This window comes from Deltaproteobacteria bacterium, assembly GCA_016933965.1.
Taxonomy (GTDB): Bacteria; Desulfobacterota; Syntrophia; order Syntrophales; family UBA2210; genus JAFGTS01.
Window position 1 is genome coordinate 14,595 of sequence record JAFGTS010000021.1, and the last position, 16,630, is coordinate 31,224.

Consider the following 16,630-nt stretch of genomic DNA (forward strand, 5'->3'; position numbering starts at 1 on the left):
CCAGTGAATATCCGGTCGGATTGCACAAGTCAAGGCGAAATTGACCCGGCGGGGGACTGTCGTTCCCCGCCGGCACGAAGGACCTCAGAGAAGAATGATATTGTTCTTCCGGCACGCCGCAATGGTGTCCTGCGACCACAGGGAGGTCTGGATCTCACCGATATGGGCCTTCCGGAGATAGAACATGGAAAGTCTCGACTGGCCGATCCCGCCGCCGATGGAAAGGGGCAGGTCCCCTTGTATCAGGCGGCGGTGAAACAGGAGGTCTGTGCGTTCCATTGTCCCCGTGATCTCGAGCTGTCGGAGCAAGGCTTCCCGATCGACCCTGATACCCATGGAGGAAAGCTCCAGGGCACAGTCGAACAGGGGATAATGAAGCAGGATGTCTCCGTTGAGCCCCCGGTATCCCTTTTCCGTGGGCGTCGTCCAGTCATCGTAGTCGGGCGCCCTCCCGTCATGGGGGTTCCCGTCCCCGAGCACACCACCGATGCCGATAAGAAAAACTGCGCCGTGCTCCCGGCAGATCTCCCGTTCCCGCTCCTTCGGGGAAAGGCCGGGGTACCGTTTCAGCAGTTCCTCGCTGTGGACAAAGGTTATCTCGTCGGGAAGGATCGGCGTGATCTCCGAAAATTGATAGCTGATATATTTTTCCGTCCGCCGAATGACATCGTAGATCTTCCTCACGATGCATTTCAGGTACTCCAGGTTCCGTTCCTCCGGGGCGATCACCCGCTCCCAGTCCCACTGGTCCACGTATATGGAATGCGTGTTATCGAGTATTTCATCGGGGCGGATGGCGTTCATATCCGTATACAGCCCGGTGCTCACTTCAAACCCATAATCGGCCAGCATCATCCGCTTCCATTTGGCCAGGGACTGGACTATTTCAACGGTCATATTGCCGAGGTTCTTTATATTAAAGGATACCGGCTTTTCCACGCCGTTCAGGTCGTCATTGACCCCCGTTCCCGATTGAACGAAGAGCGGCGCCGTAACCCGGATAAGGTTCAGCTCAAAGGCAAGGTTCGTCTGAAAAAAATCCTTGAGGAGCCGTATCGCTTTCTCCGTATCCGTCAGGCTCAGCAACGGCTCATAGTTTCTGGGGATATAGAGCCCCATGTTCCCGTACCTCCTTACCAAGGGTTGCCGTCAGCGTAAGGATCCCGCCGGCACCCATGAAAATATGCGGACACTACCAGACCTTGCGCCTACTTGCAAGGTCATCATGAACAACAAGAATATATTTTTATTGTAAATTACAACGGGAATTGATAACCCCCTGGCAAGTCACCGGACATTCATCCACTTTTTTACGAGGATATCAAACTGCGATGAAGATACGACCGTTATCCCTGATCCTGGGCCTCCTTGTGCCGGCGATGCTTCTTTTTTCATCCGCCTGCAGCGTGGAGTCGATCAGGATCTCTTCCATGCATGTAAGGGCGTACACGGCCCTTGAATCGGGGAAGTACGGGGTCGCGATCGATCACTACCGGAACATCCTGGCACTGGATCCCGATGACCGCGACGCACTGATCGCCGTGGGCCGCTGTCTCATACACGTGAACGACGCCGACGGCGCCGTTCAAGCCCTCCTTCACGCCCGTGAGATCGACCCGCGGAAGGACTCCGCGGCGGCCTATCTCGGCCTTGCCTTCCTCCTGAACGATCAGAAAGCACGGGCAATTGATGAATGGGAGGACTTCATCGCGGGCAATCCGGGCAGTTCCCTGACGCCGGTTCTCAGGGAACGGGTGGAACATCTGACGTCAGGTCAAACGACCGATGCGTCCCCCGCAGGGGGGGACCTTCACGCCGCTGCTTCTCTTATCGACGAGATCGAAGGAGCCCTGGCCCGTGACCGGGCGGCCGCCGAGAAGGAAGCGGCCGGAGGAGGCGGCGGATGCGGGTGATAGACACCCACCGTGCGGCGGTCGCCGCGCAGAGAGAGCAAAATGATATAGTTTCACACAAACCGTCCCCATGGAGGAAGAAGAAATGAGCACCTACGAATACTATCTGGTAGAAAAGAACCCGCCTGTGGCCTGGGTGTATCTCAATCGACCCGAAAAGAAGAACGCCATGAACCTGCCCGCCTTTCGGGAGTCGGTCCCCATATTTGCCGATCTTGATGCCGACCCGGAGATCCGCGTGGTCATCCTCAGCGGGAAAGGGGTGTGTTTTTCGGCGGGTATCGACCTTGTCAGCATGGCAGGGTCGGTACCGGAAATACTGGAGGCCCAGCAGCGCGGCGGGGTGAAATGGAAACTGCTTCCGAAGATCAAGGAGATGCAGGACGCCATGAGCTGTATCGAGTGGTGCCGCAAGCCGGTGATCGCCGCCGTTCACGGCCACTGCATCGGCGCCGGCCTTGACATGGTATCCGCCTGCGATATCAGGCTCTGCAGCGCCGATGCCGTCTTTTCGCTCCGCGAGGCCGCCGTGGGGTTCGTCGCGGACCTGGGGTCCCTCCAGCGGGTCCCTCTCATCGTCGGGCAGGGCATCGCTCGTGAACTGGCCTACCGGGCACACACCATCGATGCCGCCAGAGCGCGGGAAATATCTCTCGTGAACGCCGTCTACGACACCCGGGAGCAACTTCTGGCCGCTGCCGGGGAGATGGCCCGTGAGATCGCCGCAAATTCCCCCCTGGCCGTCCAGGCGTCAAAGGAAGTGCTCAATGCCGGTACCGGAAAGTCCGTTGATGAGGGCCTCGACTACGTCGCATCCATCAGTGCCAACATCGTCCCTTCCGATGATCTCATGGAAGCCTTCACGGCGTTCACGGAACGCAGAAAACCCTTATTCACGGGCAGATAGAAAGAAAAGAGGGAGAAAAGGCCGCGTCCCCGCCGGAACGGACCTCTTCAAACCAGCCGTCGCCAAGGTCTATGACGCCGGCCGCGGAATCGCCGATGTGAGCGGTCCGGGAGAGATCGCATCCGCTTCTCAAAGAAGAAAACGAAGACCGGGGCTGAGAGTGCATCGCCGGAACCGCGCATACCGTGACGGGCATTTCCTCGCACTCGACATGCTCGTGCACGGTCCCGACGGGAGGGCAGAGAAGGAGACTTCCGGGGCCGATCCGTTCGTCCGTGCCGTCGAGGGCGACCATATCGACGGGGAATTCAGCGGATATGGTTTCCTGTGACCGTGACCGCGCGCCGCTATTCTTCTCGGTGGTCCAGCGCACGCGGCCGTCCTGAACGGTTTCGCTGTTATCGGAACCGACCTCGACCCGGACGAAACGGTTCGCGACGAACATGACCGTCCGGTACGGATCAAAGGGGACCCAGCCAAGATCGGGAAACCATACCTCGATCCAGGAATGGCGCCCCTGCCCCATCCTGAAGGTCAGAGAATTCTCCTTCCCCCTGACATGAAAGGGTTTTTTCAGGGTTATGCCGTTGACGATGCGCACGGGTATCCCCGAAGCCCGCAGAAGCGCCGCGCAGAGGTGCGAGTAATTCTGACAGTTTCCCCTGCCGCATTCAAGAGAGTAACGGGCGTCGCACCGCGGGGAAGGCGATACATAGCTCATGTTTTCCATCACCCAGGAGATGACCCGATGAACCGCCTCGAATTGCGTCCGGCTCCCCCTGGTCAGTGCATCGGACCTTTCCCGGATGCTCGGATCGTCCGCCTGAACGAGACGGGTCGGTTCGAGGTAGACGGCGGTCTCACCAGCGGTCGATTTCACGGGAAAGGGCGCGTTTGTTGTTATTTCCGTGAGGATCGTGCTGTTCACCAGCTCAAAGGTCACCCGCGCCACTACGACCGGCGGCGGATATTCCCATACCGCCGTCATCAGGTGATTACCCCGGTCATCGAACCCCTCCTGCCTCCGGTCCGGCTCAGGCAGGAATCTGACACTGTACCGGTCGACCTCCTGCCGGGAGGTCGGGGAGGAAAAGGACGGGGGTTCCACAAGTGTGAGCGTCAGCACCCGGACGCCCTGCTCCGTGGTAATGAGCTTCTCTATTTCGAAACGGATCTTTGACATCATTCCCCCCTCGACGGTGATGTTCCCCGCGAAGAGGGAAACGGGAGAGAACGTCATAAAGAGGATAATGCTCAGCGCCACATATCTTGTCAAAAGGATTCACCCGGTCATCCGCTGCCGACATCTGAACACATGTGCATTCACAGCTCTCTCGAACGAAAGAGCGCGGCCGTTAAGGTATGCTATATTCGAAAGGCCCCGGTGGTGACAAGGAAATGGGTTACTTCCCCGCTGTGAAATTCTTCACAGGCTCTGCGGGCGGATCACGGCCGCCCGGCGAACCCGGTACCGTGCAAACACGAACGGGCGTCGGGAATCGTCAAACTTGGACTTGACAAAAACCCCTATTCATCCATTATGCATATATCCCTATCGATGTTTTGAGAATGGAGATGTATCATGGAACTCACACAAGCGATATTCGACCGGAGAAGCGTGCGGGAATTTACGGATCATGTCGTGACGGACGAGGAGATCAGAGATATTCTCGATGCCGCCCGGTGGGCACCTTCGTGGGGGAACACCCAGTCCTGGGAATTTATCGTGGTCAGGGACCCCCGCGTGATCGCCGATGTCACCGGCACCTACTCACCGGGGAATCCGGCGACACAATGTTCCGCGACGGCTTCAGCCCTGATCGTCGCCTGTGCCCGCACCGGTGTTTCGGGATCGAAGGGCAACCGGGACGCAACAAAATTTTCCACCTGGTTCATGTTCGACCTGGGCATGGCCGTTCAGAACCTCTGTCTCAGAGCGCACGAACGGGGTCTTGGAACGGTCGTGGTGGGACTCCTGGACCACGAGGCGTGCCGGAAGATCGTCGCTCTGCCTGAAGGTCACGAGGTCGTCGCCGTCATTCCACTGGGGAAGCCCGCCACTGGAGCGAAAAAGGAACCTGCGCGCAAGGAGCTGAAAGATATCGTTCACCGCGATGTCTTCGGAACACCGTATTTCACCGGGTAACCGGATGTGTCGGACAGGGGGGAACGCCCGCCATGACAATTGAAGGCATCGAACTGGAACGCCGCGGGCAGGTGGCGGTCGTCACCTTCAACCGCCCGGACAGGATGAACAGCTTCAACGAGCACATGTGGGACGAACTTGAAAGGGTCGTCAGCGATCTGAAAGGAGACCTGCCCCGGGCCGTCGTGGTGACCGGCGCGGGTGACAGGGCCTTCTGCGCCGGGTTCGATGTCAACCCCGATAATCCCCAGATCTCGGGGCTCATCGAGGCGGTCCTGAATCACGAGCGGGCCCCGGTGGAACGGATGATCCGGCGGATACGGACGGCCGTTGACGGCCTGGTGTTCCTGCCGGTGCCCGTCATCGCCGCCCTGAACGGGATCGCCTTCGGAGGAGGGGCGGAACTCGCCCTTCGCTGCGACATCCGGATCGCCGATCCGACGACGGTGATCAGTTTTTCCGAGGTCCGGCTCGGCCTGATGCCAGACTGGGGCGGTGGCGTGGCCCTCACCCGGGTGGCCGGCCCCGCCGTCGCGGCGGACCTCGTTCTCTCGGCGCGGCGGGTCGGCGCCGAAGAAGCACTGCGACTTGGTATCATCAACCGGATCAGCGGCCCCGGCATGGCCCGCGAGGAAGCGCTGGAACTGGGGCAGGTCATCGCGAAACAGGGCCCCCGTGCCGTGCGGCACGCCCTGCGGGTGATCAGGAGAACACCGGACCTGCCTATTGAAGACGCCCTTGATCTTGAAACGGAAGAGGCTGTGACCCTGATCGCCTCGGGGGAGTGTTATCACGGCATTGAGGCATTCCTGTCGAAGAAGGACGCGCGGTTTCCCGATCCGGACCGGTGATCACCGGGTACATCGGGGCCGGTAACGGTGAGAGCCCGCACAAATGAAACAAGGAGGGAGTCCCATGGAATGGTATCTGTATCCGATCCGTATCATTGCAGGCGCTTTTCTGGCCAACGGAGTTCCGCATTTCGTCAACGGCATCTCGGGAAAAAAGTTTCAGAGCCCCTTCGCCTCACCACCGGCCGTGGGTGAATCATCACCGATCGTCAACGTCCTCTGGGGTATGGCGAACTTCGTTATCGGCTATTTTCTCCTGTACGGCGTCGGTGAATTCGCCGGCGGCCTGAACGGCGATGTCCTGATGGTCGCCGTCGGCATGCTTGTCACGGGGATCGGCCTGGCCTGGCACTTCGGGAACGTCCGCGGCGGGTCGGCGTAACATGGAACAACAGGTGCTGGGAAGATCGCTCCCCCTGGTCATCGCTCACCGGGGTGATTCGGCCCATTTTCCGGAAAATACCATTCCCGCTTTCACGGCGGCCGTCGCGGCCGGTGCGGACATGATCGAGCTCGACGTGACCATGACGGCCGACGGACACCTCGTGGTGATCCACGACCGGACGGTGGACCGGACCACGGACGGAACGGGACGCGTTTCGGACCTCACCCTCGCCCGGCTTCGGAAACTCGACGCCGGCAGTTGGAAAGGAAGCCGGTTCAGGGGGGTCAGGGTCCCAACCCTGGAGGAGGTCTTCGAGGCCGTCGGGAAAACGCTGCCCATCAACATAGAGATAAAAGCAGACGGGAAGGTGCCGGACGGCCTGCTCCCGATGCTCCTCGCCACCATGCGGAAAGTGGGCATCTCCCGTTCCGTGATCCTCTCCAGCTTCAAGTTCACCCTGCTCGAACGCCTCAGGACACTGGACGGCGCCATAGCGGTCTCGGTCCTCAGCGACATTTCCGAACCCGTGAATGACATTGTGAAGAAGGTGCGCGCCGTCGGCGCCCTGTCATACAATCCGGACCAGAAACACCTTGACGAAGAGAAAATAGGACTGTTGCACGGCGAGGGGATACTGGTATTCCCCTGGTCGACGGGAAAGAGGAATACGGCAACGACGATGAAACGCCTGCTCTCGTGGGATACCGACGGTTTTTTCGCCAATGATCCCCGATTGTTCCGGGAACTGTCGGCAGGTATCCGCCACCCACTGCAGAATGGCTGACGCCGGGGGTTACTGGGTTTTCGTGGACGGCTCCTCCGTGGGCGGAGCAGCCTCACCCGCGGGGAGCGCTTCTTCTTCCGGTGGGAGCTTTTCCACGGTGAACCGGGCATTCCTGAGCTTTTCGATTATGGGACCAAGGGCCGTCTTCTCATCATCGTACGTGATGGTAACCGTTCGTGTTTTGTAATCGGCCTTGTAACCGATAACACCTTCATGATTGTTCAGGATAGAACTTATCCTGGACTTCCCCGATCAGGTCCAGCACCCCTGGACCGACAGGGTCTCCGACGTTTCAACCGCCGCGGCGGCGCCGGCGGAGAGAAGGACCAGGAAGATACAGAAAAAAAACAGTGTTCGTTTCGTCATTGCCGGTTTCCTCCATATGTGGTGCCTGTGCGGGGGAATGTAATGGAATTCCGGGCAAGAATCAATATAATTTTTCCGCATCATTCCTGTTTGAGCGGGACACCCCATGACAAGGAGCGGAGATCTCGCAACCGACCGGATCCCCCGCTCGCGGGCGGAGAAGGCGGGGACTTCCCCGCCATCCCGGTGCAATGTCCTGCTACCCACTTGTATTCATTGAAGATAGTAAAATAAGTGGAAATAAAACAACGCTATAGGTAATAATAACGCATGATTCGGAACAATGTTCACAGGTCCGCAGGAACAGCACTTCACCTCCGCACGACCCTCGACATCGCCGCCTTTGCGGCCGTGGTCCTCGTCATAGTCTGGGGCCTCACGGTGGGAACGGAACGTCTCGGCTATAACTGGCAGTGGTACCGGGTCCCCCGGTACATCGGCCTCATCGATGACGGCGGATTCAGGGCGGGTCCCCTGTTACAGGGATTGTGGGTGACGGTCAGGATAACGGCGGTGGGCATGGTGATGGCATTCACCATCGGTCTCGTAACGGCTCTGCTGCGTCTTTCACGCTCCTTTGCCGCCATAGCCGCCGCCCGGGGATATCTTGAGCTTATTCGAAACACCCCTCTTCTCATTCAGCTCTTTTTCATCTATTTCGTCATCGCCCCCGTGGTGGATATGAGCGCTTTCACCGCGGCGGTCCTCGCTCTCAGCCTTTTCGAAGGCTCCTACATATCGGAGATCATCCGCTCCGGCGTTCTTTCCGTCAGCAGGGGTCAGTGGGAGGCGTCGTACAGTCTCGGTCTGAGCACGTGGCAGACGTACCGGTACGTGATACTTCCCCAGGCGGTGCGACGGGTGCTGCCCCCGCTGACAAGCCAGGCGATATCCCTTATCAAGGATTCCGCCCTGGTGAGCACCATTGCCATATACGATCTAACCATGCAGGGGCAGGCCGTAATCGCCGAAACATTTCTGACCTTTGAAATCTGGTTCACCGTCGCGGCGATCTATCTGGTCATAACCGTCAGCCTTTCATTCCTGGTCCATATGCTGGAGGATTGGGTACACCTGGAATGACAGTGATCAAAAAGGAGGAACAATCATGAAACATCGTTCATACCTTGCGGGAGTTTTTCTGGCAATCCTGCTGGTGCTTGTTCTCTGCACTGGCGGGTACGCGGAGAGTGTCCGGCAGGAGCTTGCCGGGGAGAGCACCCTTGAGAAGGTCATGCGACGGGGGGTCCTCAAGGTCGGCATGTCCACCTTTGTGCCCTGGGCCATGAAGGACAAAATGGGAAAGCTGATCGGCTTCGAGATCGATGTGGCCACGCGCCTCGCCGAGGATATGGGGGTCAAGGTCGAATTTGTACCGACCAAATGGTCAGGCATTATCCCCGCCCTCCTGACCGGCAAGTTCGACGTCATCATCGGCGGCATGGGAATCAGGCCGGACCGCAACCTGAAGGTCAATTTTTCGATACCCTACGATTACACCGGCATGTCGATCCTGGCGAACAGGGACCTCGCCGGGGGGTTCACGTCCCTGGAGGACTTTAATCGCCCCAATGTCTCGATAGCTGCCAGGATCGGGACAACAGCCGCCGCGGCCGCCAAAAAAAACATGCCCAAGGCGAACCTGCGGCTCTTTGACGATGAGTCACAGGCGGTGCAGGAAACCCTGAACGGTCGGGTGCATGCCATGGTGGCATCGGCGCCGCTGCCGGCGTTCCAGGCGATCATGTATCCAGAAAAATTATTTGTTCCCATTGAGGGGACCTTCACCCGGGAACCCATCGGATTCGCGATCAGGAAGAGCGACGTGGACACTCTCAATTATCTGAACAACTGGATACGGGTCGTGGAAGCCGAAGGGTGGCTCCAGGAGCGAAAGCGCTACTGGTTTGAAACAAAGGAGTGGGAAAAACAGATACAGTAAAGGGAACGATCGCCGGGAAGGCTGAGCATGTCAAAGAAAAAAATACCCATAACCCTTCTCGATCTCCTCATCATCGGGGGCATTCTCGGTATCATCGCCTTCATCGGCTACCGGACCACGGCGGTCGTTCACTATAAATGGAACTGGTCGGTGATCCCCCAGTATCTCTTCCGGTATGATCCGCAGCAGGAGCGCTGGGTGACGAACCTCCTGATGCAGGGATTCATCATGACCGTCAAGCTGAGTATCTGGTCGACCCTCCTGTCCCTCATCGTCGGCACCGTCATGGGACTGGCCCGGATCAGTTCACGCCTCTTCTATCGGATGATCGCCCGTACCTATGTGGAAATGATCCGCAACACCCCTCCGCTGGTGCTCATATTCATTTTTTACTTCTTCTTCAGCGATCAGATCATGACGGTCCTGGGGGTCGAGGATTATATGCGGTCCCTCTCCCCGGCGGCCCAGTCATTCCTGTCCTTCTTCTGCGCTCCGCCGGGACAGTGTTCCGCCTTTTTTTCAGCCGTGATAACGCTGGTTCTGTACGAAGGGGCCTACATGACGGAAATTATCAGGGCTGGCATCGAATCCATCGAAAGGGGCCAGTGGGAGGCATCGGCTTCTTCGGGCTTGACCTGGCGTCAACAGATGCGCTTCGTTATACTTCCACAGGCGACGCGGAGAGTTCTTCCTCCCGTGGCTGGACAACTCATATCCACCATAAAGGACTCCGCCATCGTCTCAGTCGTATCGATCCAGGAACTGACCTTTCAGGGACTGGAACTGATGGCTGCCACCTACCGGACGTTCGAGGTATGGCTCACCATAACCCTCATGTATTTCATTCTTACCTTTGCCTGCTCGCTTGTCATGCGTCGGCTTGAGATAGCCTTTCAGATCGAGGAAACGATGGCAACCGTGTAGAAAGTACGCATGCGGAGGTAAGCCTAAAAGAAGTGATCTCAGACAGGTACTGTTGACGTTTTTTCTTTTGTCAGGCCCGCGTGCTTTCCGGAGAGAAACGTTCCTTGTACTGCTCGTAGAAAGCGAAGACCTTTTCGATATATCGGTGGGTTGCCGAGAAAGGCGGAACTCCCTGATACATCCTGACCTTTCTGCTTCCCGCGTTATACGCGGCAAGGGCCAGCCTGACGTCGCCGTCGAACTGATCAAGGAGCTGCCTGAAATACCGTACACCGCCATCAATATTGTGAGCGGGGTCGAAGGAATCTTCCACACCGAGCGCCTTTGCCGTGCCCGGCATCAACTGCATCAATCCTCGGGCCCCCCGGCTGGATTCTGCCCGGGGATCGCAATTGGACTCCGCCATGATGATAGCCATCACCAGGGCCGGGTCAATATCATAGCGGTCGGCGGCCCTCTCTACCAGGGGCCGCAATCTGAAGCCTTCCGGTGAGGGGTCCCGGTCAATAACCTGGTCTTCGCTGACCGGTCTGATATCATGCGCTTCCAGGGGTTCCCGGACATTGAACTGATAGACACCCGTTTCTTCAACAACGGTAGGATTTTCGGAAAAACTGTTGAATAGAGCGGGAATGAGAATGAGAGCAATGATTCCGATAATAAAAGCAATCCAGCAGGTCGTTTCCAACGCCGGGCTCTGCGTTGACGTCTCTTCTTCCATTTTCTGACCTCCCTGAAAGAGGAGGGGCAAGCCTCCTCAGAGAGCATTCATAACCTTTCTGTGTTCAGAGCCGGAGCCTTTAAATCAATAATTTTCCTTTGTCAAGCAAAAAAAGTCAGTCCTTTCCGCACTGAACCGGTCCGTTACCGGTGTTCCGGCGGTGTTTTTCCTTGCCTGCGTCCCGGCAGGCCGGCCTCATTCAGGTCGATACGCCCATCTTCGGAAGGGCGTAAATCTGGAGAAAAAACCACACAGCGATTATCGCCAGGGGGATAAGAAAATCCATCATCCTTTGTTCTCCTTGTCGAAATTCTCCCCGTCCGTACCTCATGATCGGGACCGGAATTATAATATAAGGTAATTACCCATAGGAGATAAAGCAAGAAATAAGTTAATCAGGGAACGGTCTCATGAGGTTCAATGGTTTTTCTCCTCCCTTTCGTAAAGGGAGGCCGGGAGGGATTTTCGTATGTAAAATCCCCCTTGATCCCCCTTTGTCAAAGGGGGATTTCTGTATTACCAGGCAATCAGGCACCCCGACTCCCGATTTACACTTGCTATTTTTTGAGGCTTGCGTATTATTAGCGACATGCACCGGTCCCGGGGAATGAGGACCGCTTCCCCGATCCAGGGTCCGGAAAGCATCAGAATGTCCGGAAAGGAGTGGAAGAGAGATGTCGGTTGTGCAGCCCAAGGGTGAAAAGATGCGGCAGGCGGTGAAGTGGATCTCCAGCAGAATTGAAGATGAAGGTGTTACCCTATCACAGCTCATCGAACGGGCATCGAGAGAATTCAACCTTTCTCCGATGGAAGAAGAATTCCTCATAAGCTTCTACAAGCAGAGTCAGAAGAAGGAAGAATAGGAAGCGGAACGGATCGTCACGGTGAAAAGACCGTTCGTGACGTATCCCGAAACGATATCCAAAAAACATCATGCGGCGGCCTGTTGTCATGATACGTCTTCGGCATGAAGACAGCATGTTCTCATATCATGCCGGGGAACTCACATATCCGTCAGGATCATTTCCGGTGCAACAGGCATTTCATATATTCTTATTCTTTTCGAACATATTCGTGTATCCACCGATACGGCGACAATAGCGATCTGATATTACCGGGGGATCGACCGGCAGGGAAGAACGGGGGTGAATATCGATTTATCTGTTGACAGCGGATGTGTTTACCAGTAAATATGACCATAGTCAAATTCATTTTAAGCATATAAAATTAAGTCCCGAACCATATCCGTCGCGGAAGACAGTTTTCTCCGAGGAGCATGGGGTCGGGACAGTGAAGCATGCCGCAGGTGATCAAAGGGGGAATCCGATGGGGGGTAATTTCAACAAATTTCTCGAGTTGGATCTTGGCACGGGGAACATCGAGACCAGAAGTATTGACCCGGATTATTTCAGGCAGTATGTGGGGGGAAGCGCCCTGGCGGCCCGCATCTTTTACGACATGTTCGATCCGGAGACAGGCCCTCTCGAACCGGACAGCCCTCTCCTGATCATGGCGGGCCCCCTGGTGGGCACCAATTTTCCCGGCACGTCACGCTTTGTCATCTGCGGTCGCTCACCCCTGACGGGGATCTGGAGCGAATCGGCATCGGGCGGTTTCTTCGGCTTGGAACTCAAGAGGGCCGGATACGACGGGATCATAATCCGCGGGAAATCGTCCCGACCCTGTTTCATCCGGATCGATAATGAGGAGGTGTCCATTCAGGATGCCGGTGAGCTGTGGGGAGCGGACACCTACGAGACGATCGATCGAATTGGTGGAAAGGGCGGTGAGGGAAGACCGTTGAGGGTCATCGCCATCGGGCGGGCCGGTGAAAACGTGGTCAATATGGCCAACATCTGCAATGACAAGGCTCATTATATCGGCCGGACCGGCATGGGCGCCCTCATGGGAAGCAAGAACCTCAAGGCCGTCGCGGTCCGGGGAAGCGGTTCCGTGCCGGTCGCCGACACGGAAGCCTACCGGACGGCCCGGGCGGCGGCCATGGAACACATAAAGGACTCCCTCATGTCCCAGACCTTCCATGAGCTGGGTACGGCGGCGGCCATGGAGCTCGGCATGACCACCGGCGACGTCCCCATCAAGAACTGGTCCGTCGGTGAGGATTACGCCCTGGGTTTCGCCGTGGGAGGAACGGCGCTCGCCTCGCAGCTCGTCAAAAAACGCGCCGCCTGCGCCGCCTGTCCCATCGCCTGCAAGCCCGTCGTGGAGGTCGACGACCCCGTTTACGGCATCCCCGAGGGACCGGGCCCGGAATACGAGACACTGGGCACCTTCGGGACAATGATCATGAACGACAATCTCAACGCCATCGCCAAGGCCAACGACCTGTGCAATCGGCTCGGCCTCGACACCATTTCCTGCGGCGCTACGATCGCCTTCATCATGGAAGTGTATGAAAAAGGACTTCTTTCCCGTCAGGACCTTGACGGCCTCGACCTTACCTGGGGAAACATCGACGCCGCCATCGAGCTCATCGGGAAGATCGCCCGCCGCGAAGGGTTCGGTGACCGAGCAGCCGGAGGAAGCCGGGCGCTGGCCCGGAGTATCGGCGGTGAAGCCCTGGACTGCCTGGTGGAGGTGAAAGGGCTGGAGCTTCCCATGCACGACCCCCGGGGGTTCCACGGCATGGGCCTCGCATACATGAACTCGAACCGCGGTGCCTGTCATCTCCAGCATTCCGCGCAGGCGACCGAACAGGGCATGGTCTCCTGGAACGAGGTGGGCCTCAAGGACGACTACCCCGGCCCCGACAGCACGGGAAAAGCGGAGGTCGTTTACATCAGCGAGAACATCGGACAGATGGCCAATGCCGTCTGCATCTGTCATTTCGTCCACTGGTGCATGACGCTCGCCGACCTCGTCGATGGTCTCAACGCGGTGACCGGCTTTGATTACAGCCTTTCCGGCTTCATGGAAGCGGGAAAACGCGCATGGCTCCTGAAGCGGGCGATCAACAATCTCTACGGCATCACCGCGACGGACGACCGGCTCCCGAAGCGGGTCATGACCCCGCTTTCCGAAGGCGCCTCCCAGGGGATCATTCCCGACATGGAGTTGATGAAGAGGGAATATTATTTGATACGCGGACTCAATGACAACGGCTATCCGACCGTGGAGACACTGGACTCATCGGGTCTGGGATATGTAAAACAACGACTATACCGGCAAGGAGGGTGATCAATGGAACGTTTGAAAGTTTTCAGCGACGAGTGGTGCAACGCCTGGGCAGACAAAATCCGTGAGAGCAAGGATTTTGCCGTTTTTAACAAGGGGTGGGAAGGGGATATCGGATGCGTCATATCGGCCGATCCCAAGGCAAGTGTGCCCGAACCGCAGTACATGTACGTGAATTTTTATGACGGCCAGGTCCTCGATGTTCGGATGGCCGACAAGGAGACCGCCGAAAACTGTAAGTTCGTCATTTCCGGTGAATATATCCGCTGGAAACAGGTCGCCAAGGGTGAACTGGATGCCGTCAAGGCGATGATGCAGGGCAAGCTCAAGCTGAAGGGCAATCTCCCCTACGTGGTGAAATACGTGAAGGGTGTCCAGGAAACCATCAAATGTCTCATCGCTCTTGACAGCCAGTTTCCCGACGATTAGGAGGTGGCCCTCATGTACGAGCAGGACCTCAGCTTCATCTATTTTGCCCCGACAAAGGTGGTGTTCGGCGCGGGTTCGGTATCGGAACTCCCCATGGAAGTCGGCACCCTGGGCTCGAAAGTGCTTCTCGTCACCGACCCGGGCATTATCGCCACCGGCATGGTCGACCAGGTGAAGGATATCCTCGGTGACAGCCTGGTGGGGGTCTTTTCGGACGTGCCCCAGGACACGGGAATGGAGGTGGTCGATGAGGGAGCCCGGTACGGCACGTCAACGGGCGCCGATGTCATCGTCAGCCTCGGCGGGGGCAGCGTCATCGATACCGGAAAGGGGATGTGCATCCTCATGAGAGAAGGAGGGAGCCTGCGTGATTTTCAGGGGATGCAGATGCTCACCCGGCCCCAGATCCCGAACATCGTGATCCCCACCACATCGGGGACCGGTTCCGAGGTAACGTCGGCCGCCGTCGTGCTCGACAAGGAACAGGGACAGAAGATCATCATCTACGAGTATCACATCACCCCCCGGGTGGCGATACTGGACCCGAAAATGACGGAAAAGCTGCCCCCTCACCTGACGGCTTCCACGGGGATGGACGCGCTGACCCACGCGATCGAAAGCTATACGTCCAACAGCAGGAATCCCATTTCGGACGCGGTCGCGCTGCACGCCGTCAGGCTCATCGCGGAGAACCTGCCGCAGGCCGTGGCCGACGGTTCCGACCTCACGGCACGGGGACAGATGCAGGTGGCGGCGCTTTTGGGCGGCTGGGCCTTTTCGAACGCCCTTCTGGGGCTGGTGCACGCCATGGCCCACTCGATCGGCGCGATCCGCGGGGTCCCCCACGGCCTGGCCAACGGCATCATTCTCCCCCATGTCATGCGGTTCAACCTTGATGAAATACCGGCACGGACGGCCGATATCACCGCCGCGCTCGGTATCGCCACCCACGGCATGGACCCTCATGAAGCGGGGGAAATGGGCATCGCGGCGATCGAATCGCTCCAGGACCGCGTTCGTCTTCCGCGAAAACTGAGAGACGCCGGTGTTGAAGAGGGTGATCTGGGAAAGGCGGCCGAACTGGCCATGAGCGACGGTTCGATCGTGTATAACCCGCGGATGGTATTTGAATCCAGCGAGGTTCTCGATGTATTCAGAAAGGCCTACTGAACATGGCTGACAGCATCAGGATAGAGCTGGCGAAGGGGGCCGAAGATGTCGGTCTCGCGGTGATGCTCAAGGACCTTCTGGCCCAGAACCTTGAGCAGAACCCCCACAAGGTGAAGGATTTCATAAAGCTCTCGATATCAGTGGGGATCATCATTTCCGACGCCGATGTGGAACTGACCCTCTCCTTTTCGAAGGGGACCCTGACGATCCACGGGGGCATCGCAGGCGATCCCGGCCTCGTCATAACGGCCGAGGCCGACACCATCATGGACCTCTCAAACCTCACGATCAGGTGGGGCATGCCCTACTACTTCGACGACACAGGGATGCGGGTCCTGAAATGCATGCTGAGCGGACGGCTGAAGGTCCGGGGAATGCTGTTCCACTTCCCGAGCCTGATACTGATCTCCCGGGTCATGTCCGTCCGCTGAGAACGGTCAGAACGGCAGTGAAGAAATAAAGCAGCCACTCGATGAATCATCATCGTGATGATCGCCGCCGCCGGAATCAAAGACGGCCGTGACGGTCCGCGTGCAGTCCACCTCGACCGCCCACGGGTTGGTTTCGACGCGCTGCCCCCCGTACTTTGAATCGTTCCAGTAAGTGAACGTATATCCCTCATCGGGGATCGCCTCCAGGACGACATCTGCATAATAGACGGTGCCGTCCTCCGGCAGCGGCTCCCCGTCAACTTCCACCCATCCCCCGGTGCCGACATACACGGTCAGCATGTTCCGGGCTCAGGCGGCACCGGCCTCCGGGCAGAGGGGAACAGGGAGAGCGAAGAAAAGAGAAACACATACAATCCACACCGCAACAACGAACCGCTTCTTCATGGGATCCCTCCTCGGCATGAGAACTGTTTCAGGAACAGGAGTACCATCTCACATACCGCTG

General features: G+C 57.8%; 19 protein-coding genes. 14 read left to right on the forward strand and 5 right to left on the reverse strand.

Annotated features, from left to right (window positions below; genetic code table 11):
• Positions 1 to 84: 84 nt before the first annotated feature.
• Positions 85 to 1,119, reverse strand: a complete 1,035-nt coding sequence (locus JXO48_04495; protein ID MBN2283131.1) for an aspartate--ammonia ligase — start codon at positions 1,117 to 1,119, stop codon at positions 85 to 87.
• A 212-nt stretch (positions 1,120 to 1,331) separates the two neighbouring features.
• On the opposite strand from JXO48_04495, the gene JXO48_04500 reads away from it, so the two are divergent.
• Positions 1,332 to 1,913: a tetratricopeptide repeat protein gene (locus tag JXO48_04500; protein ID MBN2283132.1), complete on the forward strand. Its 582-nt coding sequence runs from the start codon at positions 1,332 to 1,334 to the stop codon at positions 1,911 to 1,913.
• A gap of 85 nt (positions 1,914 to 1,998) precedes the next feature.
• Positions 1,999 to 2,820, forward strand: a complete 822-nt coding sequence (locus JXO48_04505) for a crotonase/enoyl-CoA hydratase family protein (protein ID MBN2283133.1) — start codon at positions 1,999 to 2,001, stop codon at positions 2,818 to 2,820.
• On the opposite strand, the gene JXO48_04510 is transcribed toward JXO48_04505, so the two are convergent.
• A complete protein-coding gene (locus JXO48_04510) occupies positions 2,807 to 4,096 on the reverse strand; it encodes a transglutaminase domain-containing protein (protein ID MBN2283134.1) in 1,290 nt (429 codons plus the stop codon). The genes JXO48_04505 and JXO48_04510 overlap by 14 nt on opposite strands.
• A gap of 306 nt (positions 4,097 to 4,402) precedes the next feature.
• Here JXO48_04510 and JXO48_04515 point away from each other — a divergent pair, with 306 nt between their 5' ends.
• From JXO48_04515 to JXO48_04530, 4 genes are all read left to right on the forward strand, one after another.
• Positions 4,403 to 4,966 carry a nitroreductase family protein gene (locus JXO48_04515; GenBank protein ID MBN2283135.1) on the forward strand — a complete coding sequence of 188 codons (564 nt, stop codon included), beginning with the start codon at positions 4,403 to 4,405 and terminating at the stop codon, positions 4,964 to 4,966.
• 32 nt (positions 4,967 to 4,998) lie between these two features.
• Positions 4,999 to 5,817, forward strand: a complete 819-nt coding sequence (locus JXO48_04520) for an enoyl-CoA hydratase/isomerase family protein (protein ID MBN2283136.1) — start codon at positions 4,999 to 5,001, stop codon at positions 5,815 to 5,817.
• A 64-nt stretch (positions 5,818 to 5,881) separates the two neighbouring features.
• On the forward strand, positions 5,882 to 6,199 hold the full coding sequence (locus tag JXO48_04525) for a hypothetical protein (protein MBN2283137.1): 318 nt from the start codon (positions 5,882 to 5,884) through the stop codon (positions 6,197 to 6,199).
• Position 6,200: 1 nt separating this feature from the next.
• Positions 6,201 to 6,986, forward strand: a complete 786-nt coding sequence (locus JXO48_04530; protein MBN2283138.1) for a glycerophosphodiester phosphodiesterase — start codon at positions 6,201 to 6,203, stop codon at positions 6,984 to 6,986.
• Positions 6,987 to 6,995: 9 nt separating this feature from the next.
• Here the strand turns inward: JXO48_04530 and JXO48_04535 are convergent, their stop codons facing one another.
• Positions 6,996 to 7,223, reverse strand: coding sequence for a cation transporter (locus JXO48_04535; protein MBN2283139.1), 228 nt, complete (start codon positions 7,221 to 7,223; stop codon positions 6,996 to 6,998).
• 399 nt (positions 7,224 to 7,622) lie between these two features.
• Between JXO48_04535 and JXO48_04540 the strand changes: the two genes are divergently transcribed.
• Genes JXO48_04540 through JXO48_04550 form a run of 3 tightly spaced genes read left to right on the forward strand, consistent with a single transcriptional unit; the run spans position 7,623 to position 10,218 of the window.
• On the forward strand, positions 7,623 to 8,435 hold the full coding sequence (locus tag JXO48_04540) for an amino acid ABC transporter permease (protein ID MBN2283140.1): 813 nt from the start codon (positions 7,623 to 7,625) through the stop codon (positions 8,433 to 8,435).
• A 25-nt stretch (positions 8,436 to 8,460) separates the two neighbouring features.
• Positions 8,461 to 9,294, forward strand: a complete 834-nt coding sequence (locus JXO48_04545; GenBank protein MBN2283141.1) for a transporter substrate-binding domain-containing protein — start codon at positions 8,461 to 8,463, stop codon at positions 9,292 to 9,294.
• A gap of 27 nt (positions 9,295 to 9,321) precedes the next feature.
• Complete coding sequence (locus JXO48_04550) at positions 9,322 to 10,218, forward strand: amino acid ABC transporter permease (GenBank protein ID MBN2283142.1); 897 nt, start codon at positions 9,322 to 9,324, stop codon at positions 10,216 to 10,218.
• A gap of 70 nt (positions 10,219 to 10,288) precedes the next feature.
• Here the strand turns inward: JXO48_04550 and JXO48_04555 are convergent, their stop codons facing one another.
• On the reverse strand, positions 10,289 to 10,939 hold the full coding sequence (locus tag JXO48_04555; protein MBN2283143.1) for a lytic transglycosylase domain-containing protein: 651 nt from the start codon (positions 10,937 to 10,939) through the stop codon (positions 10,289 to 10,291).
• Between the two features lie 674 nt (positions 10,940 to 11,613).
• On the opposite strand from JXO48_04555, the gene JXO48_04560 reads away from it, so the two are divergent.
• The 5 genes from JXO48_04560 (at position 11,614) to JXO48_04580 (ending at position 16,164) form a co-directional block, all read left to right on the forward strand.
• Positions 11,614 to 11,802, forward strand: a complete 189-nt coding sequence (locus JXO48_04560) for a hypothetical protein (protein ID MBN2283144.1) — start codon at positions 11,614 to 11,616, stop codon at positions 11,800 to 11,802.
• A 463-nt stretch (positions 11,803 to 12,265) separates the two neighbouring features.
• Positions 12,266 to 14,137, forward strand: a complete 1,872-nt coding sequence (locus JXO48_04565) for an aldehyde ferredoxin oxidoreductase family protein (GenBank protein ID MBN2283145.1) — start codon at positions 12,266 to 12,268, stop codon at positions 14,135 to 14,137.
• A 3-nt stretch (positions 14,138 to 14,140) separates the two neighbouring features.
• Complete coding sequence (locus JXO48_04570) at positions 14,141 to 14,563, forward strand: SCP2 sterol-binding domain-containing protein (GenBank protein ID MBN2283146.1); 423 nt, start codon at positions 14,141 to 14,143, stop codon at positions 14,561 to 14,563.
• A gap of 12 nt (positions 14,564 to 14,575) precedes the next feature.
• Entirely contained in the window at positions 14,576 to 15,733 is a 1,158-nt protein-coding gene (locus JXO48_04575; protein ID MBN2283147.1) for an iron-containing alcohol dehydrogenase, read from the forward strand.
• A 2-nt stretch (positions 15,734 to 15,735) separates the two neighbouring features.
• Complete coding sequence (locus tag JXO48_04580) at positions 15,736 to 16,164, forward strand: hypothetical protein (protein MBN2283148.1); 429 nt, start codon at positions 15,736 to 15,738, stop codon at positions 16,162 to 16,164.
• 6 nt (positions 16,165 to 16,170) lie between these two features.
• Here the strand turns inward: JXO48_04580 and JXO48_04585 are convergent, their stop codons facing one another.
• Positions 16,171 to 16,464 (reverse strand): hypothetical protein, encoded by a 294-nt coding sequence (locus JXO48_04585; protein MBN2283149.1) that lies wholly within the window; start codon positions 16,462 to 16,464, stop codon positions 16,171 to 16,173.
• Between the last annotated feature and the right edge of the window lie 166 nt (positions 16,465 to 16,630).

Excerpts from the sequence above, each read along its gene's own strand:
- JXO48_04550 (MBN2283142.1), top strand. The coding sequence starts at position 9,322 with ATGTCAAAGAAAAAAATACCCATAACCCTTCTCGATCTCCTCATCATC.
- JXO48_04575 (MBN2283147.1), top strand. The coding sequence starts at position 14,576 with ATGTACGAGCAGGACCTCAGCTTCATCTATTTTGCCCCGACAAAGGTG.
- JXO48_04540 (MBN2283140.1), top strand. The coding sequence starts at position 7,623 with ATGATTCGGAACAATGTTCACAGGTCCGCAGGAACAGCACTTCACCTC.
- JXO48_04495 (MBN2283131.1), bottom strand. The coding sequence starts at position 1,119 with ATGGGGCTCTATATCCCCAGAAACTATGAGCCGTTGCTGAGCCTGACG.
- JXO48_04555 (MBN2283143.1), bottom strand. The coding sequence starts at position 10,939 with ATGGAAGAAGAGACGTCAACGCAGAGCCCGGCGTTGGAAACGACCTGC.
- JXO48_04530 (MBN2283138.1), top strand. The coding sequence starts at position 6,201 with ATGGAACAACAGGTGCTGGGAAGATCGCTCCCCCTGGTCATCGCTCAC.
- JXO48_04505 (MBN2283133.1), top strand. The coding sequence starts at position 1,999 with ATGAGCACCTACGAATACTATCTGGTAGAAAAGAACCCGCCTGTGGCC.
- JXO48_04545 (MBN2283141.1), top strand. The coding sequence starts at position 8,461 with ATGAAACATCGTTCATACCTTGCGGGAGTTTTTCTGGCAATCCTGCTG.
- JXO48_04560 (MBN2283144.1), top strand. The coding sequence starts at position 11,614 with ATGTCGGTTGTGCAGCCCAAGGGTGAAAAGATGCGGCAGGCGGTGAAG.
- JXO48_04565 (MBN2283145.1), top strand. The coding sequence starts at position 12,266 with ATGGGGGGTAATTTCAACAAATTTCTCGAGTTGGATCTTGGCACGGGG.
- JXO48_04570 (MBN2283146.1), top strand. The coding sequence starts at position 14,141 with ATGGAACGTTTGAAAGTTTTCAGCGACGAGTGGTGCAACGCCTGGGCA.
- JXO48_04580 (MBN2283148.1), top strand. The coding sequence starts at position 15,736 with ATGGCTGACAGCATCAGGATAGAGCTGGCGAAGGGGGCCGAAGATGTC.
- JXO48_04585 (MBN2283149.1), bottom strand. The coding sequence starts at position 16,464 with ATGCTGACCGTGTATGTCGGCACCGGGGGATGGGTGGAAGTTGACGGG.
- JXO48_04515 (MBN2283135.1), top strand. The coding sequence starts at position 4,403 with ATGGAACTCACACAAGCGATATTCGACCGGAGAAGCGTGCGGGAATTT.
- JXO48_04525 (MBN2283137.1), top strand. The coding sequence starts at position 5,882 with ATGGAATGGTATCTGTATCCGATCCGTATCATTGCAGGCGCTTTTCTG.
- JXO48_04500 (MBN2283132.1), top strand. The coding sequence starts at position 1,332 with ATGAAGATACGACCGTTATCCCTGATCCTGGGCCTCCTTGTGCCGGCG.
- JXO48_04520 (MBN2283136.1), top strand. The coding sequence starts at position 4,999 with ATGACAATTGAAGGCATCGAACTGGAACGCCGCGGGCAGGTGGCGGTC.